General features: G+C 71.6%; 19 protein-coding genes. 9 read left to right on the top strand and 10 right to left on the bottom strand.

All coding sequences use genetic code 11. The features are described 5' to 3' along the window. Positions 1–84: 84 nt before the first annotated feature. The 3 genes from KIK05_RS04130 to KIK05_RS04120 form a co-directional block, all read right to left on the bottom strand. Positions 85–861, bottom strand: a complete 777-nt coding sequence (locus tag KIK05_RS04130; RefSeq protein WP_214409171.1) for an alpha/beta fold hydrolase — start codon at positions 859–861, stop codon at positions 85–87. Positions 862–956: 95 nt separating this feature from the next. Then, entirely contained in the window at positions 957–1,934 is a 978-nt protein-coding gene (locus KIK05_RS04125; protein ID WP_214409170.1) for a sigma-70 family RNA polymerase sigma factor, read from the bottom strand. Positions 1,935–1,981: 47 nt separating this feature from the next. Beyond that, positions 1,982–3,202 carry an MFS transporter gene (locus KIK05_RS04120; protein ID WP_214409169.1) on the bottom strand — a complete coding sequence of 407 codons (1,221 nt, stop codon included), beginning with the start codon at positions 3,200–3,202 and terminating at the stop codon, positions 1,982–1,984. A gap of 201 nt (positions 3,203–3,403) precedes the next feature. Here KIK05_RS04120 and KIK05_RS04115 point away from each other — a divergent pair, with 201 nt between their 5' ends. Next, on the top strand, positions 3,404–3,997 hold the full coding sequence (locus tag KIK05_RS04115; RefSeq protein ID WP_308249737.1) for a TetR/AcrR family transcriptional regulator: 594 nt from the start codon (positions 3,404–3,406) through the stop codon (positions 3,995–3,997). Between the two features lie 144 nt (positions 3,998–4,141). Further along, the gene (locus KIK05_RS04110) at positions 4,142–4,621 is read left to right on the top strand and encodes a nitroreductase family deazaflavin-dependent oxidoreductase (protein ID WP_214409168.1); all 480 of its coding nucleotides are present in this window, start codon (positions 4,142–4,144) and stop codon (positions 4,619–4,621) included. A 43-nt stretch (positions 4,622–4,664) separates the two neighbouring features. Here KIK05_RS04110 and KIK05_RS04105 read toward each other — a convergent pair whose 3' ends face one another. Next, positions 4,665–5,711 (bottom strand): alpha/beta fold hydrolase, encoded by a 1,047-nt coding sequence (locus tag KIK05_RS04105; RefSeq protein ID WP_214409167.1) that lies wholly within the window; start codon positions 5,709–5,711, stop codon positions 4,665–4,667. Positions 5,712–5,935: 224 nt separating this feature from the next. On the opposite strand from KIK05_RS04105, the gene KIK05_RS04100 reads away from it, so the two are divergent. Continuing rightward, on the top strand, positions 5,936–6,292 hold the full coding sequence (locus KIK05_RS04100) for a nuclear transport factor 2 family protein (protein ID WP_214409166.1): 357 nt from the start codon (positions 5,936–5,938) through the stop codon (positions 6,290–6,292). Between the two features lie 499 nt (positions 6,293–6,791). Then, positions 6,792–7,571, top strand: a complete 780-nt coding sequence (locus KIK05_RS04095) for a methylenetetrahydrofolate reductase (protein WP_214409165.1) — start codon at positions 6,792–6,794, stop codon at positions 7,569–7,571. Between the two features lie 833 nt (positions 7,572–8,404). Here the strand turns inward: KIK05_RS04095 and KIK05_RS04090 are convergent. Next, positions 8,405–9,082 (bottom strand): GbsR/MarR family transcriptional regulator, encoded by a 678-nt coding sequence (locus KIK05_RS04090; protein ID WP_214409164.1) that lies wholly within the window; start codon positions 9,080–9,082, stop codon positions 8,405–8,407. A gap of 237 nt (positions 9,083–9,319) precedes the next feature. On the opposite strand from KIK05_RS04090, the gene KIK05_RS04085 reads away from it, so the two are divergent. Continuing rightward, on the top strand, positions 9,320–10,462 hold the full coding sequence (locus KIK05_RS04085) for a serine hydrolase domain-containing protein (protein ID WP_214409163.1): 1,143 nt from the start codon (positions 9,320–9,322) through the stop codon (positions 10,460–10,462). Between the two features lie 66 nt (positions 10,463–10,528). Here the strand turns inward: KIK05_RS04085 and KIK05_RS04080 are convergent, their stop codons facing one another. Next, positions 10,529–11,755, bottom strand: coding sequence for an acyl-CoA dehydrogenase family protein (locus KIK05_RS04080; protein ID WP_214409162.1), 1,227 nt, complete (start codon positions 11,753–11,755; stop codon positions 10,529–10,531). Between the two features lie 264 nt (positions 11,756–12,019). Continuing rightward, the gene (locus KIK05_RS04075; protein WP_372455566.1) at positions 12,020–13,438 is read right to left on the bottom strand and encodes an LVIVD repeat-containing protein; all 1,419 of its coding nucleotides are present in this window, start codon (positions 13,436–13,438) and stop codon (positions 12,020–12,022) included. Positions 13,439–13,622: 184 nt separating this feature from the next. Here KIK05_RS04075 and KIK05_RS46565 point away from each other — a divergent pair, with 184 nt between their 5' ends. The 3 genes from KIK05_RS46565 (at position 13,623) to KIK05_RS04060 (ending at position 19,723) form a co-directional block, all read left to right on the top strand. Next, the gene (locus KIK05_RS46565; protein ID WP_308249736.1) at positions 13,623–14,255 is read left to right on the top strand and encodes a DUF305 domain-containing protein; all 633 of its coding nucleotides are present in this window, start codon (positions 13,623–13,625) and stop codon (positions 14,253–14,255) included. A 276-nt stretch (positions 14,256–14,531) separates the two neighbouring features. Next, complete coding sequence (locus KIK05_RS04065) at positions 14,532–18,395, top strand: Pls/PosA family non-ribosomal peptide synthetase (RefSeq protein ID WP_308249735.1); 3,864 nt, start codon at positions 14,532–14,534, stop codon at positions 18,393–18,395. Positions 18,396–18,415: 20 nt separating this feature from the next. Beyond that, positions 18,416–19,723: a M1 family metallopeptidase gene (locus KIK05_RS04060; protein WP_214409159.1), complete on the top strand. Its 1,308-nt coding sequence runs from the start codon at positions 18,416–18,418 to the stop codon at positions 19,721–19,723. Positions 19,724–19,735: 12 nt separating this feature from the next. On the opposite strand, the gene KIK05_RS04055 is transcribed toward KIK05_RS04060, so the two are convergent. Then, positions 19,736–21,559, bottom strand: coding sequence for a vWA domain-containing protein (locus KIK05_RS04055; protein WP_214409158.1), 1,824 nt, complete (start codon positions 21,557–21,559; stop codon positions 19,736–19,738). 5 nt (positions 21,560–21,564) lie between these two features. Then, positions 21,565–22,626: an AAA family ATPase gene (locus KIK05_RS04050; protein ID WP_214409157.1), complete on the bottom strand. Its 1,062-nt coding sequence runs from the start codon at positions 22,624–22,626 to the stop codon at positions 21,565–21,567. Between the two features lie 97 nt (positions 22,627–22,723). Here KIK05_RS04050 and KIK05_RS04045 point away from each other — a divergent pair, with 97 nt between their 5' ends. Then, the gene (locus KIK05_RS04045) at positions 22,724–23,773 is read left to right on the top strand and encodes a nitronate monooxygenase (protein WP_214409156.1); all 1,050 of its coding nucleotides are present in this window, start codon (positions 22,724–22,726) and stop codon (positions 23,771–23,773) included. A 144-nt stretch (positions 23,774–23,917) separates the two neighbouring features. Here the strand turns inward: KIK05_RS04045 and KIK05_RS04040 are convergent, their stop codons facing one another. After that, the gene (locus tag KIK05_RS04040) at positions 23,918–24,376 is read right to left on the bottom strand and encodes a carboxymuconolactone decarboxylase family protein (RefSeq protein WP_250562192.1); all 459 of its coding nucleotides are present in this window, start codon (positions 24,374–24,376) and stop codon (positions 23,918–23,920) included. Positions 24,377–24,384 lie beyond the last annotated feature (8 nt).

The following is a 24,384-nucleotide window of genomic DNA, read 5'->3' as shown; positions in this document are numbered from 1 at the left end:
CGGCATCCCCTTCGAGGGCGTGCTGCGTGCGCACCGGCCCCTTCCGCGCGGCGCGTGAGGGAAGGGGCCGGTGCACCCCGATGATCAGCGGGGCGCGCGCCGGATCGGGATGAAGGTCGGCGCCGGCGGCTCGGTCAGGAAGGCCCGCACCGTGCGGGCGCACAGCTCGGGCTTCTCCTGCAGCAGCACGTGCGACGTGCCGGGGATCACCGCCAGCTCGGAGTCCGGGATGGCGCGGTACAGGGCCAGCGTGTGCTCCAGGTGGATGATGTCGTCGTCGGCCGCCATCACGAGCGTCCTGGACGGGATCTTGGCCAGCTCGTCCTCGCCGACGGCGAGCGGGCCGGCCGCGATCCCGTCCATGATCTTGCCGACGACGATCGGGAAGTGGTCGCGGCCGTCGGGTGAGACCTCGGCGTACGCGGCCACGATCCGCTCCGGCATGCCGGTCGCGTCGCCGGACGGCGCGAAGATCCACCCCTCGTCACGGAACCCGGTGCTGATCAGCACCAGCCCGCGTACGAGGTCGGGGCGGCGCATCGCCGCCAGCAGCGCGATCGTGCCGCCGATGCTGTACCCGGCGAGGTGCGGAGCGCGCCCGGTGCGCTCGGCCGCGAACCCAAGGAACGCGATCGTGTCCTCGGCCATGACGTCGAGGGTGATCGGCCCGGGGACGTCCGGTGTACGCCCGTGGCCGCGCCGGTCGGGCATGAGCAGGGTGAAGTCGCCGGCGAGCGCGGCCAGGCTGAGCGTGAAGTCGCGCGAGTCGCTGAAGCCGCCGTGCAGCAGCACCAGCGGGTCACCCTCGCCCCGCTCGTCGTACCAGGTGCGCACCCCGTTGACCTCGACGTAGTCCGCCATCGCGGTGTCCTCTCCTTTGTGATGGATCGTCGAGAGGGTGTACGACGTGGCGGCTCCCGACTCATCGCGGCGAGCCGTGCGGGTTTCCGTCCTTCTCACGGCAGCGTCTCCGGCAGGCCGAACAGGTCGAGGAGGCGGGGGTCGTCCAGGTAGGTCGTCATGGCGGCCACCAGGCCGCCGGCGATGTCGAGCAGCAGGAGCGCGAAGCGCCGGTGGCCGCCCGCGCCGTCGGGGAGGTACTGGCCGAAGGCCACGGTGCCGTTGGCGGCGACGGGCACCAGCCGGGAGCCCGCGCACCGGCCCGCCGACGCGGCCAGCGCGCGCTCGATCGCGTCCCGGCCGCTGAGCCACCAGGCGAAGGGCGGCATGGACATCGTGGCGTCCTCGCGCAGCAGCGCGACCAGCGCAGCCACGTCATACCGTTCGAAGGCCGCCACGTAGCGTGCCAGCAGCGCGGCGTGCTCGGCGCCGAGGGCCGGGGACGTCTCGGCGGGGCGCCGGGCCGGGAGGGCCGCGCGGGCGCGCTGCAGCGCGCTGTTCACCGCGGCGACCGACATGTCCAGCAGCTCGGCCACCTCGGCGGCCCGCCAGCACAGCACGTCACGCAGGATCAGCACCGCACGCTGCCGCGGCGACAGGTGCTGGAGCGCGGCCACGAACGCCAGCCCGATCGTCTCCCTGGCCACCGCGAGCGCGGCCGGATCGCCGCCCTCCCCCTCCTCCGGCAGCACCCGGGAGTCGGGGATCGGCTGCACCCAGACCCGCTCCGGCAGCGGCGCCCCGATGTCGGGACCGGGCTCGGCGGCCGGGCCGAGATCGACGGGACGCGCCCGGCGGCCCCGGCCCTTGAGCATGTCCAGGCAGATGTTGGTCGCGATCCGGTACAGCCATGTGCGCAGCGACGCCCGCGCCTCGTCGTAGCCGCCGCGCCCGCGCCAGGCGCGCAGCAGCGTCTCCTGCACCGCGTCCTCGGCCTCGAAGGGCGAGCCCAGCATCCGGTAGCAGTAGCCGGTCAGCTCGGCGCGATGGCGGTCGAGGTCCTCCCCGAGGGCGGCGGGGGTGGTGGCGGCCATGGGGTTCACCCTAGCCGCCGGTCTCGACGGTCCAGCCATGCCCGGCGTCACGTGCCCGGAGGGGCGACGGCGGGGGCGGGGAGGCGGTGGGACAGGTGGAGTACGGCCAGGGCGGCCAGGATGAGCAGGACGGCGAGGGTCAGCCACAGCAGGGCGGGCGCCGCGCCGAGCAGGGCCGAGAAGCCGGCGGGCGCGGCGACGGCGGCCACGGCCCAGGTCTGCTGGTGGATCGCCAGGTAGCGTCCCCGCAGCTCGGCCGGGGCCGTGGCCGCCGCCAGGGCCCACGACGGGGTCGTGTGCAGCAGCTCTCCCAGGGTGAAGACCAGTGTGGCCGCCACGAGCGCGCACACACGCGGCACCCCGGACGGGACCAGCGCCGCCGCGGCGTACGAGCCGCACGCCGCCACCATGACCGCTCCGCCGAGGGCCATCGCGTGCGTACGGCGCGCGGCCCGCTGCCACCGCCGCACCGGAAGCTGTCCCGCGGCCACCAGGATCGTGTTGAGGGTGTACAGCACTCCCAGCAGCGCGGCCGGCGCGCCGAGCACCGTGACCGCGTACACCGGCAGCGCCACCGGCAGGATCATGTGTGCCAGCGTGAACGCCTGCTCGGCCGCCACCAGCCCCACGAACGGACGGTCCGCGAGCACGCGCCGGTAGCCTCCCGGCCCCGCCGGCGCCCTCTCCACCTGTGCGTGCCGTCCCGACAGCACCAGGCACACGGCGGCGACGACGAAGCTGGCCGCGTTCACCGAGGCGATGATCACGAACCCGGTCACTCCGGCGAGCGACACGGCCGCCGACGACAGCAGCCCGCCCAGCCCGAAGGCGACGTTCCTCGCGGTGGCGGTCAGCGCGTAGAGCCTGTCGCGGGCGGCTCCCTGCGCCAGAGCCGAGACGTAGCCGCCCGAGGCGGGGTAGTACGCGCGGTCGCCTACCGCGACCAGGGCGGCGATGGCGATCAGCGCAGGGAAACCGTGCGCCAGCGGGTAAGCGGCGAAACCGGCCGCCCGAAGGACGTACGTGCCGATGAGCACCCGGCGGGCGTCGAATCGGTCGATCAGCACACCCGCCACGGGGTTGGCGGCCAGCCCCACCACGGCCGCGACCGTCACCCCCACGCCGACGGTCGTCATGGGCAGACCCGTCACCTGGTGGATGAACAGCAGGGTGAGCGGGACGTAGAGGCCGCTGCCCAGCGCGTCCACGAACATCCCGACGAGGAACGGGCGCACGCCGGTGACGCGCTCGGTTGAGGTGATCGACATGGCGGCGAGTATCGGGGGCGGGACGCCGGACCCACATCGGCCGCCGGACGGAACGAAGGTGTAGGTCCATGGACCTACACCTTCGTAAAAGGTGCACAGGAGATGGCGGGCCGGAACGGCTTCACATGGTTGGGGACGCCCTCCGCCGATCGCTCACGATGGAGACCCTCACGGAGGCCGGCCGGGTGCTAATTTGGTCCTGTGACCAACTTGGCCGATCGACCAAATTCCAGCCGGGGGGACCGCCGTCGCGAGCAGCTGGTGGACGTCGGCATCGCCTTGCTCGGGGAAGAAGGGTGGCCCGGCGTCACCACCCGCGCCGTGGCCGAACGCGCCGGCACCAACCCTGGCCTGATCCACTATCACTTCGGCGGCCTGCCAGGGCTGCACGCGGCGATCTTCCGGCGAGCCACCGACCTCGTCATCAACCCTCTGGCCGCCGAGCTGCTGGCCGCCCCCGACGAGCGGGCGGCGCTGACGATGATGCGCGGCATGCTGCCCGGCACCGGCGGGAACGAGCCGGCGACCCGGCTGGCCGCCGAGCTGATCGTGGGCGCGGTGCGCGACGCCTCCCTCGGCGCGGTGCTGCGCGAGGAGCTGCGCCAGGCACGCGCACGTATCGCCGACCGTCTCCGAGGTCTGCATCCCACATGGTCACCGGCACGGCTGGCCGGGGTGGCCACCTTGATCACCGCGTCGATCGACGGGCTGATGCTGCACTACATGATCGACGGTGATCTCCCTGTCGGCGAGGCGCTGTCCGCGGTCGAGGAGCTGCTGGAGGAGGACACGTGAGAGACCTGATCCGCGGGGCTCACGCCGGCGTACCGGCCGCGGCGCCGCGGTATCGAGCCGCTGGTGAAGCGTGCGCCGCCCGGCCGCCGCCGGTTCGGCGCACGCGGCGTCCCCCCTACCCCACCGACCTCGAAGGGACCCACCATGGAGATCGTCAAAAGGGCCGCCCCGCCGACCGGGCTGCACCGCCGGCTCTGGCGCCTTCCCGTCCACCTGTACCGCTTGGGCCTGGGCCCGCTGCTGGGACACCGGCTCATGCTGCTGACCCACACCGGCCGCGTCTCAGGCAGGCGACGCCAGGCCGTCATCGAGGTCGTGCACCGCGACGACCACGGCTACGTCGCGGCCTCCGGATTCGGCTCGCGGGCGGACTGGTATCGCAACGTCATGACCACCCCACAGGTCACCATCCAGATCGGCGGGAAGATCCTCCGGGCGACCGCGACCCCGATCGACACCGACGAGGGTGCACAGATCATGGCACGGTACGCCCCACGCCACCCGCTCGCCGCCCGGCAACTGTGCAAGCTCATGGGCTTCGCCGTCGACGGCAGCCTGGAAGACTACCGCGAGGTCGGCCGGCACATCCCGTTCGTACGGTTCATCCCGCGCACCAGGCCCTGACCGGTGAGCCGGCGGCCGGGGATGTCAGGTCACCGACGACCCCTCAAGCGCCGACCTTGCGGTCGGCCCAGTCCCGGACGGTTCCGTACAGGACGGGGGCGGTGCGCTGGAGGTTGATACAGTGCCCGGAATCGGGGATCACCGCGGCCTCCAGCTGCGCCGCGGGGCCGTACCACGGTGATTCCTGCGCGAGGAGCGCGGCCGAGCCGGAGCAGTCGGACCCGGAACCCCCGCAGATGAGCCTGTCGTATCTGCCCACCGCCACCAGGACGGGGTCCTTGATGGACTTGTAGTCCTTCGGCATGGGATAGGCGTCGAAGGGCGGGAACACGTCGGCGTCCTTGGTGGCCTCGTCCCTGGCGATGGCCGAACGCGTCATGGCCGGACGGTGGAAGAAGAAGTCCGCGCGGGAGCCAGGTTTGGTGGTGACGTAGCCGTCGTCGAGCCGCCGACCGGCGAAGCGCGGATCGCGGTTGGCCGGGTGGACGTACTTACCGAATTCCTCGAACGCCGCGTCGTTCTGCTTGGTCGCGACCCCGGTGAGGACGACGCCGTCCACGGCGTCGGGATGGTCGATGGCGACCTTGGTGGCGATCGCGGAACCGAGCGAGTGGCCGACGAGGATCGTGCGGTCGAACCGGTGCCCGCCGAGGCGTCCGTCACGGAGCCTCCGCAGGAGCTCGTGGACGGCCTGTGGATGGGTCTCGTTGCGGAAGCGGTCGCTGGCGGGGTGGGAGCTGCGCCCCGTGCCCAGCCGGTCGATCGCCAGCGTCGCGTACCCGGCGCGGGTCATCGCCTCGACGTAGGAGGGGGTGTGCGTGGTGGGGCGGGTGGACCAGTAGGACCGTGTATAGGTTCCGCCGGGGATGAGGAGCTGCACGGTGGCGGGTTGACCCCCGCGGGGCAGGCACAGGGTTCCGGCGATGCGCTGGTCGGCCGGCCCGCCGGATGTCAGGGAGACGGGGACGGTGACCTCCTGGCAACGCGGCGCCTGCGAGGCGTCGGCCTGCGCGGGCGCGGCGGCGACAGAGGCCAGGACCGTGAGGACGGCCGTCGTCGCGCCGAGGCGGAAGGCGGGGGAAACCGGCATGGGTTGGTACTCCGAAATGTCAGGCGGTGAGGAAGAGGCAGCACGAAGTTACTCCGTACGACATACGAAGTTAGCACATATCTCCGTACTGCGTACGGACGCGTGAGGAGTTCGGCGCCGGGGCGGCGCGCCACCATCGCCTTCGCCTGCTCCGGCGGTATCACGCGTTCCCACCGGCGATGCCTACCGCGCCCCTGCTGAGTGGCTTTGCCACACTTGGTGGCATGAACGCCCGCACTCACGCCGACCGCTGGCTCACCGCATGGAACAGCCACGACCTCGACGCGATCATGGCCCTCTACGCCGACGACGTGGACTTCAGCGCATCCACCGTGGTCACCCGATGGGGACGACCGGACGGCCGCCTGCACGGCAAGAAGGAACTGCGCCGCCACTTCGCCCGCGGTCTAGAACTCGCTCCCGACCTCAGCTTCATCGAGGTGGCACTGCTGACCAACCCCAGCGGTTACGCTCTCCTCTACCAGCGCGACAACGACAACCGCGTCCTGGACGTCGTCGAACTGGACGAACACCACCTCGCCACCCGAGTCCGTGCCTACTACGAGAACACCCAGCGTTGAACAGGCCCAGGTCTCGGCCTCCGACAGGAGCACTCCGGCTCTGCCGGCTTGAGGGACGCGGCCGCCAGTCCCGGCCGAGACGCCCGAGGACGCCGACCTCAAGATGCCGCGCGACCCGAATCAACCGCCAGTCGGCACCCCTCGCGACCGGCCTGTCGCACGACCGGCCGTCGTACGGCCTCAACGCGACACCCGGGCGCAGCTGGTCGCCGCGTGTAAGCAGGAGCAGATGGCCGCCAAGGCCGTCTCAACGACGCCATCGAGGCGTACCTCGACGAACCGGACACGCACCAGTAGCCGGGCCGACCAGAGCGAAAGGCCGCCACAGGCGATGTCAGCAGCCTCGTTCATGCCTTCGCGGGAGGTCCTTCCACGGCCAAGCGTCCATGCACAGCAAGTCGCAGACGACCTCTTCCCATCCAGGACGGCCGGGTCCATGCAGTAGATTGCGCCGGCCTCGAGCTCGGCCTGGAGATCACGGCTTCCGTAGATTGATCCCATGACTGAACGCCCCTTCGAGGTTATCTGCGAGATCGAACCGCCGACCCGTCCCGACCTCAAGCACGTCCGCCACCAGATCGGCACCCTCAGCCAGATCGCCGGCTCCTTCCTGATCCCCGACAACCACATCGGCCGTGCCACGGTCTCCAGCGTCGCTGTCGCCCACGAGGTCCAAGCGATGGGCGGGCGGAGCATCGCCTGCCTCAACTCACGCGACCGCAACCTGCTGGGCTTCCGCCGCGACCTGCTCACCGCGGCGGCCTACGGGGTCGACCAGTTCCTGTTCGTATATGGCGACAAGCCCACCACGGGCAACCGGACCAGCGACCTCACCGTCCGCTCGATGATCGAGGAGGTCCGCTCCCTCGCCGAGGACCCCGCCTTCGCGGACAGTCCCGCCTTCCGGGTCGGAACCGCCGCCGGGCTGCGCCCGCTGCCCGCCTGGAAGCGTGCGGCCGACTTCGTGTTCGTCCAGGTCAGCTTCTCTTTGGAGGCGCTGCTACGCTGGCGCGAGGCCAACCCGGTGGACGTGCCGGTCTACGCCGGAGTGATGGTCATCGCCAGCGAGAACCACGCCCGCCGCCTGACCGCCGCGATCCCGGACATCGACATCCCCGCGGAACTGGTGGAGAAGATCGCGGCCGACCGGCTCGCCGGGGTCGGGGCGGCCTGCGAGCAGGTACTGGCCATCCGTGACTCGGGGGCCTTCGATGGCGTGCATCTGATCCCCGTGGCCCGCTACCGCGAGGTGGAATCCCGGTTGTCTCGGGCGCTCTGAAAATCTGGCCGGGCAGGATCTTGATCCCTGGCCGGGTGTGTCAAAGCACATGACGTCGACGAGGTCGAGCATGCCCCAGGAACAACTGCGGACAGCGCCGATCCAGGGCCGTGGGACTGCGAGTGCATCGACACCGCGGCGACGCTCGGCACGGGCCTGCGCAAGTGCCTCCCTGGCAGCGATCAGCCGCGCCACGGGGGTCGGGCAATCCGGAACTTGTGCAGCTTTCGGTGCCGGGCGTCGAGTCGCCCCCGGTGGGGGGCTACTGTCGGCCGGCGCCTCCGCCCTTGCCGTCGACCTGGGGCGTGCAGTGCCTTCGATTCGGGGCGCAACGTCTTCAGCTCGGCCTTGTCCTCTTCCACCTGAACCTCAGGGTGGTCACGAGCGAGGCTGCGGGGATTCCCGCGGCCCCGGCGCCGATGAGCGCCCCGAACAGCATCTGCTCGGTGACCGGTACGTCGGCCGGGCGCGCAGCCGGCCAGCCATTTCGCGGAACAGCCTTCAGGAACACCTTGACCTGCGGGTCCGCTCCGGCCGCCCGGTGTTCCGGTAGATGATCCCCTAACGGAACACCGCCCCAAGATCACCTAGCGCTAACGCCGTCCGCTGCGGGAGCTGGACGCGGCACGCACAGCCCACCAACGGTCCGTCATCCGTCATCCGTCATGCCCATGCTGCCAGCGTGTGGCGAACCAGGACGGGACATTACGGCGCCGCGGGAATCTTCGGCCGGATACGACGATGGCCCCCTTCTCCTACCTGCTCGGCTTCCGGCTGCTGCCGCGGCGCCGGAGCATCGGGGATCGCTCCGGGTTCGTGCCATCCTGCGGCGTTCAGGCGCTTTCCTCCCGGGTGCGCCAGCGATCGGCGGAGGCGACGATGTCGTTGTTGACCATGGTGATGAAGGTGGCCATGCCGGTCAGGCGCGTTCCGGCGGGCGTGTTCGGGCCGAGGACCTTGGCACTATCTCGGGCCGCTGCGGCAACGGCCTCATTGGTTCGGGCCGCGGCGAGCATCGCGCGGTACCAGGCGTCGTCGTCGATCACGTAGCGTTCACGCCGGCCGGTGTTGGGCCGGCGCTGGACGAGTTCCTGTCCTTCCAGGTAGCCGACCGCTTTGGAGATCGATGCCGGGCTGACGCGCAGTCGGCGGACCAGGTCGGCGGCGGTGAGGCTGCCGGAGTCGGTGGTGTAGAGGCAGGCCAGTACCGCGGCGGGCATGCGAGACATACCGGTATGAACGAGGACGGCGGTCAGCCGTTCGGCCGCTTCGGCGCCGGCGGCTGGGGCGGGGCTGGGCGATGCTGTCTGGGACCGGCGTGCGCGCCGCTGGGTGGCGCGGTGCGCGGCGTCGGCGCGATACCCGGCCGGGCCGCCGTTGCGCATGACCTCCCGGGTAATGGTCGAGGTCGGGCGGTCGAGGCGTCGAGCGATCTCGGCGTACGAAAGGTCCGAGGTGAGACCGTCGGCGATCGCTTGGCGGTCCCGGAGGGTGAGCCTGCTGGCGGGCATGGCAGGGCGAGTTCCTGTCGTCGACGGTCCGGCGTTGCTGGACAGTCTGGATCCATCACCAGCAGATTGCAACACGGCCAGGTGACCGTTGCATTCACCTTCAGGTCATCGCATTGATTCCATTCGCTTGACCTGCCCATATCATCCAACACTCTCCAAGCTCAATTGACGCCTAACTAAAGGCAACGTAGCTTTCGCGTTGGCGAAATATCGATATCGGTTTCGACGGGAGAACGCATGCACACTTCCAGCCAGCCCACCGGCGCCGACACGACCGCCGCGGCCACCGCCCCTGTCGCCTCACACGTACGCGAGGTGATCGAGCAGGCGGTGCGCCAGGGCGTGCCAGGTATGGTCGCGCAGACCCGCGACGGTCACCGGACCTGCTGGTCGACGGCCGGGGTCGCGGACATCCAGACGCGCCGGGCACGCGTTCCGCAGGAACGGTTCCGGATCGGCAGCGCGTCCAAGGCGTTCACCGCGGCGGTGGTGCTGCAATTGGCTGCCGAACGCAAACTGAGCCTGGACGACACGGTGGACGACTGGCTGCCGGGCCTGCTGCACGGCAATGGTCACGACGGCAGCCGGATCACGGTCCGGCACCTGCTCCGTCAGACCAGCGGGATCTTCCCGTACGGGATGGATCAGACGATGCTGGAACACTTTTACAACCCCAGCTTCCTCACCCACCGCTTCGACCGGATGGGGCCGGAACAGCTGGTGAAAATCGCCGTCTCACACCCCGCCCAGTTCCAGCCGGGCGAGAGCTGGGCCTACAGCAACACCAACTTCATCCTCGCTGGGATGATCGCCGAACAGGCGGACGGGCGGCCGTTCGCCGAGCAGCTGACGGAGCGGATCGTCCGCCCGCTCCGGTTGACCGGCACCTATATGCCCGGGATCGAGACGGAGATCCAGGGCGTGCATCCTCGTCACTATTCCAAGAACACCGCCGACGGCTCCCTGACCGCCCCGGTACACGACGTAACCGAGCAGAACACCGGACACGACTCGCACGCCTGGACCGCAGGCGGGATGGTCTCCACCAGCGGCGACCTGGACCGCTTCCTGACCGCGCTGCTGTGCGGCGAACTGCTGCCCCCCGAGCAGCAGCAAGAGATGTTCACGACCACCGAGGTACCGCCGCAGACCTGGATCGACGGCACCACCTACGGCACCGGCATCTTCTCCCTGAAGCTGCCCAACGATCGGACCGTGTGGGGCATCGCGGGGATGATTCACGGCTGCTACACGTTCGCGATGGGCGACCGCGAGGGCCACCGCACGGTCGTCACCCATATGAACGGTGACTGGGCCCCCGCCCATCGGCCCAGCGGGATCCACCTGATGACCGACGTCGTGGCTGCCGAATTCAGCTGAAGGGAGGTGACGCGGCATGGGACCACCTGTCCTACCGCCACGCCACTTCCATGACCTGCGACGTTCTTACCGCACGGGCAGGCCGGTGACGGCGCGGCCGATGATCAGGCGCTGGATCTCGCTGGTGCCCTCGAAGATCGTGTAGATCTTGGCGTCGCGGTGGAAGCGCTCGACCGGGTGCTCGCGGGTGTAGCCGGCGCCGCCGAGGATCTGGATGGCCTGTTCGGTGACCCAGACGGCCGTCTCGCCGGCGACCAGTTTCGACATGGAGCCCTCGGCCTGGTCGAAGGGGCGGCCGTTGCGGGCCATCCAGGCGGCGCGCCAGGTCATCAGGCGGGCGATGTCCACCCTGGTCGCCATGTCGGCCAGCAGGAACGCCACGGCCTGGTTCTCGCCGATCCTGCGGCCGAACTGCTCGCGCTCACGGGCGTAGTCGCGGGCGTACTCGAAGGCCGCGCGGGCGATGCCGACCGCCATGGCCGCCACGGTCGGGCGGGTGGTCTCGAAGGTGCGCATGGCCGCCTGTTCGCCACTCCTGCCGCCTTCGCGCACCCGGGCGAGCCGGGCGTCCAGCTTCTCCTTGCCGCCGAGCAGGCAGCGGCCGGGCACCCGGACGCCGTCCAGCACGACCTCGGCGGTATGGGAGGCGCGAATGCCGTGCTTCCTGAACTTCTGTCCCTGCGACAGGCCCGGCGTGCCGGGCGGGACGACGAACGACGCCTGGCCCCGGGTGCGCAGCTCCGGATCGACGGAGGCCACGACGACGTGCACGTTGGCGATGCCGCCGTTGGTCGCCCAGGTCTTCACCCCGTTGAGCACCCATTCGTCGGTGGCCTGGTCGTACTCGGCGCGGGTGCGGATGGAGCCGACGTCGGAGCCGGCGTCAGGCTCGGAGGCGCAGAAGGCGCCGAGCTTGACGTCGTCCACGGTGCCGAACATCTGCGGGAGCCACTCCCCCATCTGCTCGGGGGTGCCGTTGGCGGCGAGCGCTGCGGCGGCGAGGCCGGTGCCGACGATGGACAGGCCGATCCCCGCGTCGCCCCAGAAGAGCTCCTCGAACGCGACCGGGATGCCGAGGCCGCTCGGCTCGAACCACTGCTGGGCGAAGAAGTCCAGGGAGTACAGCCCGATCTTGGCGGCCTCCTGGATCACCGGCCAGGGGGTCTCCTCCCGTTCGTCCCACTCGGCGCCCGCCGGCCGGATGACGTTCGCGGCGAACTCGTGCACCCAGTCCCGTACCTCGCGGACGTCGTCGCTCATCTCCGGCCAGAAGCCGCGGGCGCTCTCAGTCATGTCGTTAACTCCTCACCAGGTCCCGAGCCGGTGTCACCCCCGCGAAAGGCCGAGCCAGGAGGGGGTTACCAACGGTAACACCAAGCTGGGTGAAACCCTACCCGGAAGTAGCCTTCGCCGTGCAACCGTCCGGCGGCCGTTACAGTCATGCCCGGCCCGCCGGCCCCCCATACGGACGAAGGACGGCCCGGGCGGCGGGGTCGCCGCCCGGGCCGTCCTCACGTAGCCAGGGCCGGAAGGCCGGGAGTCAGGCCTCCGGGGCCGTCAGTCGTCCTCCTCCGCGCTCCAGATCCAGTCGCCGTGCCCGCGGTCGCGGTAGGAGCCCTGGGTCTGGACGTTCAGCCGGTCGACGCGCACCTTCTTGGCCGAGTCGGTGAGCCTGTCGTTGATCCTGATGACGTCGAAGCCCTTGTTGAAGTCGCTGGCGTAGATGTAGCCGTTGTAGTAGTACGCCGACCAGAACCCGCCGGACCCCTCGGAGGCCGGGCCGCGCTCGAAGTACCCGATCTCCCTCGGGTGCGCCGAGTCGGTGAAGTCCCAGATCGAGGCGCCGCCCTGGTACCACGCCTGCACCATGATGTCGCGGCCCCTGACCGGGATCAGCGAGCCGTTGTGCGCGACACAGTTCTCCGTGTCGGCCTGGTAGCGCGGGATCTTGTAGTAGTTCTTGAAGACGAGCTGCCCGTTGACGATGTCGAAGATCGCGTCGGCGCCGTGCGTGGGGCCGGTCCGCTCGTTGCAGGTGGCCGCGCCGCCGCCGCCGAGCTCGTCGGTGAAGACCACCTTGGTGCCGGCGTTGTTGAACGTCGCCGAGTGCCAGAACGCGAAGTTCGGGTCGGTCACCCGCGCCGTCACCTTGGGGTTCTCCGGGTCCCTGATGTCGAACAGCACGCCGTCGCCCATACAGGCCCCCGCCGCGATGCCCTTCTCGGCGTAGGCGGTGATGTCGTGGCAGCCGCTGGTCGGCAGCAGCAGCCCCGGCTGGGTCTCGTTACCGCCGTCGGGGAACACCACCGGGGTGGCGACCACGGACGCCGAGGTGGGGTCGCGGAGCGGGACCTTGACGATGGAGATCTTGTCGTGCGGCGGCTGGCAGTCGGGGTAGTTCGCCGCCGGCAGGTATGAGGAGACGTACAGGTAGACGTTACCGTGCCTCTTGTCGGGGACCAGTGTGTGGGTGTGGGAGCCGCAGTTGGTCTCGACCGACTTGATGTACTTCGGGTTCGCCTTGTCGGAGACGTCGAAGATGCGGATGCCCTCCCACGACTCCTTCACCGAGGCGGGCTGCGCGACGCTGTTGCAGGAGTCGTCGCTCCTGGAGGAGTCGACCGAGGCGAACAGCAGGTCGCCGTACACCGACATGTCCATCTGCGAGCCGGGGCAGACGACCGAGCTGACGGCCGTGGTCTTCTTGGGGTTCCTGATGTCGTAGATGGAGAAGCCGCCGTAGTTGCCCACGTAGGCGTAGCCATCCTGGAAGGCGATGTCGGTGTTGATGGTGGCGGCGATGCTCGTCGGCTTCGGTACGTTCGCCACGTGCTGGACGTTCGGGCTCATGACGATCTGGTCGGTACCCGGGATGTCCGCTGCCTGGGCGGGCATCGCCGACAGCACCATCGCCGCCGCCGACCCCACCAGGACGAGGAACCGGCCGATCGGGCCGCCTCTGCGGGGGATGGACAACACTCAGGACCCTCCTTGGTGCCAAGTGCTAGGGGAGCACACAGATGGCCCGATCTTCCCCCAAACTCGGTGGGTTAGCTACATGTCAACCTGCCAGAAAAACATGCCTACATGACGCCTTTACCGATATATCCGCTTTAAGTTAATGTGTTGCGGCATCGGCAAGATCCACGCAGGAGGTCGGGTGCGCGCCGCGCTCCTCATCGCCATCGGAACGGCCGCGCTCGCCCTCACCGGCTGCGCGGGCGCCGCCACCACTCCGGCCGCACGCCCCACCGCCCCCGTCATCGCCCCCGGCAGGCCCGGCGAGGCGGCGCGGACCCTCGCCCCGGACGAGGCCGCCACCGCGGTCCCCTCCCCCACCGCCGACGCCGCGGACGTCGTCTTCATGCAGGACATGATCGTCCACCACCGCCAGGCGCTCGACATGAGCACACCCGCCGCCACCCGCGCCGCCTCCGAGGAGGTCAAGCGCCTGGCCGCACGGATCGCCGCCACCCAGGAGCCGGAGATCCAGGCCATGATCCGGTGGCTGCGCGGACAGGGGCAGCGCGTGCCCGAGCACCACGACGCGCACCACGCCATGCCGGGCATGGCGACCCCGGAGCAGATGTCCGCCCTGAACGCCGCGCGCGGAGCGGAGTTCGACCGCCTCTACCTGCGGCTGATGATCGCCCACCACATGGGCGCCATCACGATGGCCGCCGGCGAGCTGGAGAAGGGCTCCCACACCACCGTGCAGGAGCTGGCGCAGGACATCTCCGTCTCACAGACCGCCGAGGTCAACCGCATGCGCCGCATCCAGGCGGCCGGCTGAGGCGGCGTACGCCGCACGACCGGACCGGCCGGCACGCGCAAGCGCCGGAAGGCCCGTGGGAATAGGAGTCAGCGGGCCGAGCGCTTAGAATCTTGCGATTGCCAACGGCGTCACGTCGGGCCGGTCCGGAACCGAAACATGATCCGCGTGATGCCGGATCCCCTGCCGCCCGCGACGAAGTCCCAGACGCACGTCCGGGCACCCTGGGGAGTGAGTTTGCGTCCGTCTCTAACCGACCGTCCGTCTCCAACCGATCATTCGTCTCCTGCCGCCACCGTGGCCGCGCCCGCGCTCTTCCTGGCCGGGGACGCCGCCGCGCCCGCGCGCACGCTGCTCGACATCCTCGACGAGACGGCCCGCCGGCACCCTCGCATGCCGGCGCTCGACGACGGGACGACCTCCCTCGACTACACCGGCCTGCGCGCCGAGGCCGCGAGGGTGGCCGCCGCGCTGCGCGCGGCCGGTGTGGAGCCCGGAGACCGGGTGGGCGTGCGCGTGCCGTCGGGCACCGTGGGCCTGTACGTCGCGATCCTCGCCGTGCTGACCGCCGGCGCCGCGTACGTCCCCGTGGACGCCGACGATCCGGACGAACGGGCCGAGCTCGTCTTCGCCGAGGCGGACGTCTTCGCCGTCATCGGTGAGGGACACTCGATCTCGGTGCGCGGCGAGTCCCGTGACCGTCCCGCCCGCCTGCCGGACCTCGGCCGTCCCGGGCTGGAGGACGACGCCTGGATCATCTTCACCTCCGGGTCGACGGGCAGGCCCAAGGGCGTCGCCGTGACGCACCGCAGTGCGGCGGCGTTCGTCGACGCCGAGGCCCGCCTGTTCCTGCGGGAGGAGCCGGTCGGCCCCGGAGACCGCGTGCTGGCCGGCCTTTCCGTGGCGTTCGACGCCTCCTGTGAGGAGATGTGGCTGGCGTGGCGGCATGGTGCCTGCCTGGTCGCCGCCCCTCGGGCGCTCGTGCGCACCGGCATGGACCTCGGCCCCTGGCTGGTCGACAGGGGCGTCACCGTCGTCTCCACCGTGCCGACCCTGGCCGCGTTGTGGCCGGTCGAGACCCTCGACGACGTGCGCCTGCTGATCTTCGGCGGAGAGGCGTGCCCGCCGGAGCTGGCCGAGCGGCTGGCCGTGCCGGGGCGGGAGGTGTGGAACACCTACGGTCCCACCGAGGCGACCGTCGTGGCGTGCGCGGCCCCGCTGCCCGGCCACGGCCAGGTGCGGATCGGCCTGCCGCTGGACGGCTGGGACCTCGCCGTCGTGAACGACGACGGCGAGCCGGTGTCCATGGGCCAGATCGGTCAGCTGGTCATCGGCGGGGTCGGCCTGGCGCGGTACCTCGACCCGGCCAAGGACCGCGAGAAGTACGCCCCGCTCACCTCCCTCGGCTGGGAGCGGGCCTACCGCAGCGGCGACCTGGTGCGGGCCGAGGAGCAGGGTCTGGTCTTCGTCGGGCGGGCGGACGAGCAGGTCAAGCTCGGCGGTCGGCGTATCGAGCTCGGCGAGGTCGACGCCGCGATCCAGGCTCTGCCGAGCGTGACCGCGGCCGCCGCCGCCGTCCGTACGACCGGTTCGGGGCACCAGCTCCTCGTCGGCTACGTCGTCGCGGGCGAGGACTTCGACGAGGCGGCCGCGCGCGACAGGCTGACGGAGGCGTTGCCCGCCGCGCTGGTCCCGCGCCTGGCGCTTGTCGGCGCGCTGCCGACGCGCACCTCCGGCAAGATCGACCGTGACGCTCTCCCCTGGCCGCTCCCCGGCGCCACCACCGACGGCTCGCCCGCAGCCGAGCTGTCGGGCGCCGAGGCGTGGGTGGCGAGGCACTGGTCCGATGTCCTCGGCTCGGTCCCGGCGGGCCGCGACACCGACTTCTTCGCCCAGGGCGGTACGAGCCTCGCGGTGGCCCGGCTGGTGTCGGCGCTGCGCACCCGCCACCCTGCCGCGTCGGTGTCCGACGTCTACGAGAATCCCACGCTGGGCGCGCTCGCCACGCGCCTGTCCGCGCTGGACGGCCCGCCCGTCGAGACCGTGAAACGCACGGTCGCGCCCGTGCCGCGCCGCGCCGCGGTGGCGCAGGCGGCGCTCATGGTGCCGCTGCTCACGGTCGGCGGACTGCGCTGGATCCTCGCGCTCGCCACCCTGAACAACCTGGTGTCCTTCCCCTGGGCGCCCACCGTCTCGTGGTGGTGGATCCTGGCCGGGTGGCTGCTGTTCGTCTCGCCGTGGGGACGGATAGGCATCGCGGCCGGCGTCGCCCGGGTCCTGCTGCGCGGCCTGCGGCCGGGCGCCCATCGGAGGGGCGGGGGGACGCACCTGCGGTTGTGGTTCGCCGAGCAGTTCGCCACGCAACTCGGAGTGGGGCAGCTTTCCGGGGCGCCGTGGATCGCGCGGTACGCGCGCGCCCTGGGAGCGAAGATCGGCGAGGACGTCGACCTGCACACGCTCCCGCCCATCACCGGAATGCTGACGCTGGGGAAGAACGCGGCGATCGAACCCGAGGTCGACCTGCACGGATACTGGCTCGACGGCGATCTGGTGCGGGTCGGCGAGATCCGCGTCGGCGCCGCCGCCACGATCGGCGCGCGGGCGACGCTGCTCCCCGGCGCGCGCGTCGGCAAGTACGCGCAGGTGGCTCCGGGCGCGGTGGTGGCCGGTTCGGTCCCCGCGGGTGAACGCTGGGCGGGCGCGCCGGCCGTGCGGCAGGGCAAGGCGCGGCGCGTCAGGCCCTCCGCCAGGCCACCGCGCTCCCGGCTCTGGGAGGCGATCTACGGGGTGTCGGCGATGTCGCTGAGCCTGCTCCCGGTGGCCGCGGCGCTGTGCGGTCTGACCGTCCTGCAGGGGTTCGTCCGTGACACGACCACGCTGGGCGAGGCGCTGCCGGTCGCCCTGTACGGCGTCGCGCCCGCGACGGTCACCTCGCTGGCCGCCTTCGCGCTGATCGTCCTGGTCTGCGTGCGCCTTCTCGGCGTCGGTCTGCGTCCCGGCCTCCACCCCGTGCACAGTCGTCCAGCCTGGCAGGCGTGGGCGACCGGCCGCCTGATGGCGGCGGCCCGCGTGTGGCTGTTCCCGCTGTACGCGAGCATCCTCACCCCCGTGTGGCTGCGCGCCCTCGGCATGAGGGTCGGCCGGGACGTGGAGCTTTCGACAGTGCTCGCCCTGCCGACGATGACCACCGTGGGCGACGGCGCGTTCCTCGCCGACGACACGATGGTCGCCCCGTACGAGCTGGTCGGCGGCAACCTGCGGATCGACCAGGTGCGCATCGGCAAGCGGGCCTTCCTCGGCAACTCGGGCATGACGGCTCCCGGACGCAAGGTGCCGAAGGACGGCCTGGTCGGCGTGCTGTCGGCCGCGCCCAAGAAGGCCAAGGCGGGGTCGTCCTACCTCGGCATGCCGCCCGTTGAGCTGCAGAGGACGGCCGAGGGCGGCGACCGCGGCCGCACCTACGACCCGCCGCGCCGCCTCAAGGCCGCGCGCGCCGCCGTGGAGGCCTTCCGGATCGTGCCCGCGATGTGCACGGTCGCGGTCGCGGTGCTGGTCGCGGCCACGCTGGAGTTCCTCGCCGCGTCGTACGGCTTCGCGGTCGCGACGTCGCTCACGGGGGTCACGCTGGCCGGGGCGGGCGTGCTGGCGGCCGCGGTGGCGTCGGCGGCCAAGTGGACGCTGCTCGGCAGGATCACCGCGGGCAACCGGCCACTGTGGAGCTCGTTCGTCTGGCGCAACGAGCTCGCCGACAACTTCGTCGAGGTGCTCGCCGCGCCGTGGTTCGCCGAGGCGTGGCTCGGCACCGCTCCGCTGAACCTGTGGCTGCGGTCGCTCGGCGCGCGTGTCGGCAGCGGGGTGTGGTGCGAGACGTACTGGCTGCCGGAGGCCGACCTCGTGCGCCTGGGCGACGGCGCGAGCGTCAACCGGGGCTGCGTGCTGCAGACCCACCTGTTCCATGACCGTGTCATGAGCATCGACGAGGTCGTCCTGCGGGAAGGGGCCACGCTGGGCCCGCACGGGGTGGTCCTGCCGGCGGCGACCATCGGCGAGAACACCACGGTCGGGCCCGCGTCCCTGGTGATGCGCGGCGAGTCCGTCCCCGACGGCACGCGCTGGTTCGGCAACCCCATCACGGCGTGGTCCGCCCCGTCACCGAAGTGATCTGGAAGGCAAGAAGCACCATGACACCCGGCCTTTCCGGCCAACCGTACTTCCCGGAACGCGGCGACGACGGCTACTGGGTCGACCGCTACGACCTGTCGCTGGACTACCGGGTCGGCCCGAACCGGCTCCGCGCGTCGGCCGTGCTGTCGGCGTCCGCGACGAGCCCGCTGAGCCGGTTCGCGCTCGACCTGGACGACGCGCTGCGCGTCACCGAGGTGCTGGTCGACGGCCTGCCCGCGCGCTTCACCCATCGCGGCGCCAAGTTGCGCGTGACCCCGGCGCGACTCCTGCACGAAGGCACCCTGTTCACGGTCGAGGTCCGGTACGGCGGGAACCCGCGTCCCGTGCCGAGCCACTGGGGCGGGCTCGGCTGGGAGCAGCTCAGCGACGGCGTGATCGTCGCGAGCCAGCCGACCGGGGCGCCGTCGTGGTTCCCGTGCAACGACCGCCCGGGTGACAAAGCGGCCTTCCGCGTCTCGGTCACCACCGCCTCGCCGTACGAAGTGGTGGCCAACGGCCGCCTGGTCGCCAAGCGGCGCGCGGCGTCCACCACCACCTGGGTGTACGAGCAGGCGGAGCCGATGGCGACCTACCTCGCGAGTGTGCAGATCGGGCGCTACGACGCGGTGGAGGTGCCGGGAACGGTGCCGCAGCGGCTGTTGTTCCCGCCCCGGATGGCCGCCCGGGTGCGGCGCGACTTCGGCCGCCAGGAGCAGATGGCGGCACTGTTCACCGAATGCTTCGGCCCCTATCCGTTCGCCGCCTACACCGTGGTGGTGGTCGACGACGAGATGGAGATCCCGGTCGAGGCGCAGGGGATGTCCGTCTTCGGGAGGAACCACGTGGACGGCAGGCGCGGTGAGGAGCGTCTGGTCGCCCACGAGTTCGCGCACCAATGGTTCGGCAACAGCCTGACCGTGGAGTGCTGGCGGGACATCTGGCTGCACGAGGGGTTCGCCACCTACGCGGAGTGGCTGTGGTCGGAGGCGTCGGGCGGCGAGAGCGCCGACGCACACGCCCGCCGATGGCACCGCAGGCTGGAGGCGCTGCCCCAGGACTTCGTGCTCGCCGACCCGGGAGCACGGAGGCTGTTCGACGACCGGCTGTACAAGCGCGGCGCCCTCACCGTGCACGCCCTGCGGCGCAGGCTCGGCGACGAGGCGTTCTTCTCGATGCTGCGCGAGTGGACGGGCACGTACCAGCACGGCGGCGTCAGCACCGACCGGTTCGTCCGCCTGGCCGGCCGTTTCGCGGACTCTCCGCTCGACGGCCTGTTCTCCGAGTGGTTGTCCACCGCGCGGCTTCCGCCGGCGAGCACCCGCTGATCCGGTGAGCCGTCACGACATGCGGAACACCGGGCCGTGCGGCCGGAACGGCAGGGCCGCACCCTCCGGGATCAGGAACGCGTGCTCGCGGCGCACCCGGACGACGTCGCACCAGCCGTCGGTGATCACCAGGATCGGGCCTTCCCGCGGGAAGTCGTCGGCGCGTTCCAGCAGGTCGACCCCGGGCTGCAGGACCGTGCCTCCCCTGCCCCGCACTCGTACCCGTCCGGCGATCTCCTCCACGGGCATGTATCCGGCGTCGTAGGCCATCGCGTCGCAGAACACCACGCGCGCCCTCGGCACGTCGCGGGCCGCGGCGTACGCCGCGATCGCGCCGAGCGCCTTGCCCAGCAGCCTGGTGTCCATCGAACCCGAGGTGTCGAGGACCACGCCGAACGTCGCCCGCTGGACGGTCTCCTCCGGGCGCACCCAGCCGGGGCGCGGGATGTGCGGGGTGGCCGACTGGCGGCGGGAGGCGCGGGCGTACGAGCGGCGCCTCTCGACCGAGGGGACGTGCTCCTCGAACCAGCGCGCCAGGGCGGCGTCCCACGGCAGGGGCGGCTGGTCCAGCGCCCTGATCTCCTGCTCCAGCCCGGCGGGGACGTACCCGCGGCCGGCGTTCTGGTGGTAGGCGAGCCCGGCGCACAGGGCGCGGCGGTAGTACTCGTCCAGGTCGAGGTAGCGGCCCGGCGCGCCGGCGTGCGGCAGCGGCCGGTCGAGCACGTCGCCGAGGCCGCGCCCGCGCAGGGTGGCGAGCTTGCGCAGGCGGCGCAGGTCGACCGCGACGCGGTCGTACACCTCCTCGACCGACGAACCGCTCAGCGACCGGTCGAAGAGCAGCCCTTCGGGCATCTCGCCTACACCCATCTCCGCCAGCCAGCCGTTGATGACGTAGTCGGCGGCGACGTTCCAGATGTACGGGTCGCGCCCGCCCACCCGCTCGCCGTGCCGCAGCGCGGCGTGCAGCATCTCGTGGGCCAGGACGAACCGCCACTCCTCGGCCGACAGCGTGACCAGCGGGTTGACGTAGATCTCGGCGGCCTCGGCGTTGACGGCGGCGATCGAGATGTCCCAGCCGCGGGCGAGGTCGGCGTTGGCGACGATCTTCATGCCGGTCGCCAGCGCGCCGAGCAGCGGGTAGGAGGAGACGAACCAGGCCAGGGCGGCGTCCCACGGCCCGGCCGCCTGGTCCTTGACGGTGCTTCGGGGCCCGCCGGCGGCGTCCAGCGCCGCGGTGGCGGCCTCGGCGATGCCCGCGGCGAAGAGTTTCTGGAAGTCCTCCCGCTTGGCGGTGCGCTCGTCGCCGATCCAGAAGTCGGGTCTCCCCTCGGGGATGTACGCCGCGGGCTGCCCGAACATCCGCCAGGTGTCGGTCAGCGCCCGCTCGTCCTGCCGGGGCGGTTCGTCCGGCAGCGGTTCGGGGCAGCGGCCGAGCTTCATGGTGACGAGGAAGCGGTCGACGACCAGGCAGCACGCGGCACGGTAGAGAGGGTCGGGCGTCCGCCACACGTGTCCCCGGTCCAGGAGCTCGGCGCCGATGTCACGCGGGACGGCCGTACGCGGGTCGGCGTGGCCGAACCCCAGGTGGAGCATGAGGTGGGCGAAGACCCACGCCCACTCCTCCGGCTCCGCCCGGCGGGCCGGATGGTGGACGACCCTCCCCTCGGGCGTCACGACCGCCCAGTCGCCCCTGCCGAAGTCGTGAGGCTCCCCCGGGTGGGGCGAGGGCGAGCCGTAGACCATACCGCGGAACATCGGATGCGCGGCGACGGAACGCCACCCCTGGTGGACGGCTTCGCGCCAGGGGTCGGCCTTCTTCCTCCTCGGGGACGCCATCGGCCTCAGCCCCTGGCGGCGACCAGGCGAGGCAGGTCGCGGCCCACCTCCACCAGGAACCACGTGGGCAGCACCGGCGCGCCGTCGTCGCCGGAGGCGATGACGAGCTGCGCGCACTCCAGCGAGACCTCGGCCAGCTCGACGAGCAGCGCCTTGGCCCGGAACGCCAGCTCACGGCCCCGCTCGGAGACCCCGCGCTTGTCGGCGGGCAGCTCCTTGATCAGACGGGCCCGGAAGGTCTCCGCCAGGAAGTACAGCAGGTCACGGTCCTCGGGACGGCGCGGCCACGACGCCTCGCCCTTCAGGACGGCGTCCAGGTCGTAGGCGTGCCGCACCGTCTTGACGTAGGCGCGGAAAGCCGAGGCGTGGGAGACGCTGAGCGTGCCGAAGGCCAGCATGGCCAGGGTCTCGTCGTCGAGCGCCTCACCGTAGGAGCGCATGACGTCCGACAGCATGTGCCAGGCCCGCGGGGACGAGAACGGCTCCTCGGTCTTCGGCGGCGCGCTCCACAGGTGGTCGGGCCGCTGGAGGAGGTAGTCGACGATCCACGGGTGGATGCCGTTCTTGGCGGCCCAGGCGAGCCAGTCGGTCGAGGAGGCCCGCAGGTGCACATGGACGAGCCGGTTGACCAGGGCGGACGCCATCGGCTTGGCGAGCGCGTTGTCGGTGGCGCGGTTGCCGGCGCCGATGACGACCGAGCCCTCCGGCAGCTCGTAGGCGCCGATGCGGCGGTCGAGGATGAGCGAGTAGAACGCCTTCTGCACCTCGGGCGCGGCGGCGTTGAGCTCGTCGAGGAACAGACAGTACGGCTCGTCGCGGGCGATGGTCTCGGGCGGGGCGAATCGGCTGCGGCCGCCGACCAGTTCGGGGACGCCGATGAGGTCTTCGGGCGCCAGCTGCGTGCCGAGCAGCGTCACGCATTCGAGGCCGAGGGATTCGGCGAACTCACGCACCAGGGAGCTTTTTCCGATGCCGGGCGCACCCCACAGGAAGACCGGGCGCACCACCGCGACGTGCAGAAGCACGTCCGGAAGCCGCGCCGGAGTGACGGTGACGGTTGCCTGCATGCCGTAAACAATGACGAATCGCACGCCGGTCCCGCATCCGCTTTTCGGCCGATACCCGATGCCGTTCCGGCGGAAGCGGTGTGGATAAAGTGAGGTGATGGATCTCGCGGCGTTGACTCATCCCATCGTGCAGGCGCCCCTGGCCGGCGGTCCGTCCACCCCCGAGCTGGCCGTCGCCGTGTCCGAGGCCGGAGGGCTCGGGTTCCTGGCCGCCGGGTACCGCTCCGCCGACGACCTGCGGGCCGACATCGCGGCGGTGCGGTCGCGCACCGCCGCGCCGTTCGGCGTGAACCTGTTCGTGCCGTCGGCCGGGCAGGTCGACCGGGCCGCGGTGGACGCCTACGCCGCGCGGCTGCGCGCCGAGGCGGAGCGCCACGGCGTCGAGCTCGGCGCGCCGGCCGACGACGACGACGCCTGGCAGGCCAAGCTGGCCGTCGTCACCGAGGAGCGGGTGCCCCTGGTGTCGTTCACCTTCGGGCTGCCGGCGCGCGAGGTGATCGAACAGGTCCGCGCGGCGGGCGCGTCGGTCGCGGTGACCGTGACCACGCCGGACGAGGCGGTGGCCGCCCACGCCGCCGGGGCCGACATCCTGGTGGCCCAGGGCATCGAGGCCGGCGGTCACCGGGGCGGGTTCACCGACGACGCGGGCGACTACGGCCTGCTGACTCTGCTTCGGCTGGTGCTGCGCGCCACGCCGCTTCCCGTGGTGGCCGCCGGGGGCATCGCCGACGGCGCCGGCGTCGCGGCCGTGCTGGTGGCCGGGGCCGTGGCCGCGCAGCTCGGCACCGCGTTCCTGCGCTGCCCCGAGGCGGGGACGAGCGCCGCGCACCGCGAGGCGCTCGGGTCGTACGACCGCACGGCGGTGACGCGGGCGTTCACGGGACGGCGGGCGAGGGGGCTGGTCAACCGCTTCCTGCGGGAGCACTCCGAGGAGGCCCCGGCCGCCTACCCGCAGGTCCACCACCTGACCGCGCCCCTGAGGGCGGCGGGGAGGAAGGCCGGGGACGCGAGCGTCGTCAACCTGTGGGCCGGCCAGGCCCACCGCCTCGCCGAGGAGGTCCCGGCGGGCGAGCTGGTCCGCCGCCTGGCGGCCGAGGCCCGCGAGTCCCTCGAACGGGCCACCCACCACCCGAACACCCCCGCCTGACCCACCACCCGAGCGGCCCTGGGTGATCCATCGGCCGTCGGGGCCTCCGTTCGGCGGGCGGGCCGGCCTCTCCTCGGCGCCGTGGCGGCGGGATGACGGTGCGGCGACGCCGGCGCCGGTGTACGGCGAGCGCGCGGGCCGCTGTCAGCCGGCCTTGAGGGTCTGTGGGGAGGTACTGGGGGTCATGCGGGTGGCGACGGCGACGCGGTTGGTCGCGTTGATCACGGTAACCGTCCAGATCAGCGCCGCCATCTGCGCCTCCTCGAACACGGCGGCGGCCGCCTGGTAGAGGGAGTTCGGCACCTGGCCCGCGTGCACGAGGGTGATCGACTCGGTCAGCGCCAGGGCCGCGCGCTCCCGGTCGCCGAACAGGGTGCTGGTGCGCCAGGTCCGCAGCGCCTGGAGCCGTTCCTCGGTCTCGCCGAGCAGGCGGGCGTCCCTGGTGTGCAGCTCCAGGCTCAGCTCGCAGCCGTTGATCTGGGAGGCGCGGATCTTGAGCAGTTCGAGCAGCTCGGGTTCGAGGCCGGCGTCCTGCGCGGCCGCCGTGGCCGCCGCCTCCAGCGCGCCCATCGCGCCGGAGACCTCCGGGGTCACCTCGTTCATCGCAACAC

It is taken from the genome of Sphaerisporangium fuscum (assembly GCF_018531465.1).
Classification (GTDB): Bacteria; Actinomycetota; Actinomycetes; order Streptosporangiales; family Streptosporangiaceae; genus Sphaerisporangium; species Sphaerisporangium fuscum.
This window is presented reverse-complemented; position numbering and strand designations above follow the sequence as displayed.